Origin of the sequence: Candidatus Nitrosopumilus salarius BD31 (assembly GCF_000242875.2) — an archaeon.
Taxonomy (GTDB): Archaea; Thermoproteota; Nitrososphaeria; order Nitrososphaerales; family Nitrosopumilaceae; genus Nitrosopumilus; species Nitrosopumilus salarius.
The window spans coordinates 1-704 of record NZ_AEXL02000027.1 but is presented as its reverse complement, the minus strand read 5'-3'; the positions used below and the strand labels follow the sequence as shown (position 1 = coordinate 704).

General features: G+C 32.1%; 2 protein-coding genes and 1 pseudogene. 1 reads left to right on the top strand and 2 read right to left on the bottom strand.

Translation table 11 applies throughout. From position 1 onward, the window contains the following. Positions 1-214 (bottom strand): LLM class flavin-dependent oxidoreductase (locus BD31_RS01515; RefSeq protein WP_158641212.1); only part of this gene is annotated, 214 nt, incomplete at its 3' end. 99 nt (positions 215-313) lie between these two features. Here BD31_RS01515 and BD31_RS10200 point away from each other — a divergent pair. Next, complete coding sequence (locus BD31_RS10200; RefSeq protein ID WP_193353373.1) at positions 314-460, top strand: hypothetical protein; 147 nt, start codon at positions 314-316, stop codon at positions 458-460. A 3-nt stretch (positions 461-463) separates the two neighbouring features. Here the strand turns inward: BD31_RS10200 and BD31_RS01510 are convergent. Continuing rightward, a pseudogene (locus BD31_RS01510) lies at positions 464-704 on the bottom strand (nucleotidyltransferase family protein); the annotation flags it as partial.

The window sequence follows — 704 nt, the reverse complement described above, 5'->3', positions numbered from 1 at the left end:
TCGTGGATGGACTCCTTGAATAGATGTTGATGATAGATGAACCTATTTTTTGAGTGCTTGTTTTGCTTGAAATTGCACTCAACATCGAAAAATTCTCCATCCCCCAGGTTTCAGGTATCCAAATTGTGTCTACATTTGTTTTTGAGAGGATTTCTGAGCATGTCATTACATCATTTACTGAAAGAAGTGAACCCAAACTACATGCTATGCGCATGAAAATTCTACTCATGTTGGATATTCTAGTGTTCTGTTTTAGTAATGGGTTAATTTTGATTGAGGTGATATATTATTCGATCAAATGTAATATATGAGCATGAGTGAGCAGGAATTCTCAAAAAATGATGATGCCAAGCCATCATTTTGGGATGATGCAACAAAATATGCTTCAATTAGCAAAGACGAATCATTTGTCGAAGAAGTGGCATACATGATGGTCACATTGCATAGAACTGGGGCATAAAATTTATTTTATTATTTTATCTATTTCTAACATACATTCTTCAATATCTTTGAAGGAATCAATTGAATGCCATTTTACATTTTGAAATTTTACAATTTGTAGTTTCCCATTTTTTTGCATAATTAGGAAAAACAGTTTTTTCAATATCTCCTTTATTTGGTAGGTCTTTTAGAACATCTCTGCTCAAATGATAAATTCCCGCATTCATCCACAAATCATGAATCTCTTTTTTTTCTTTAAATTT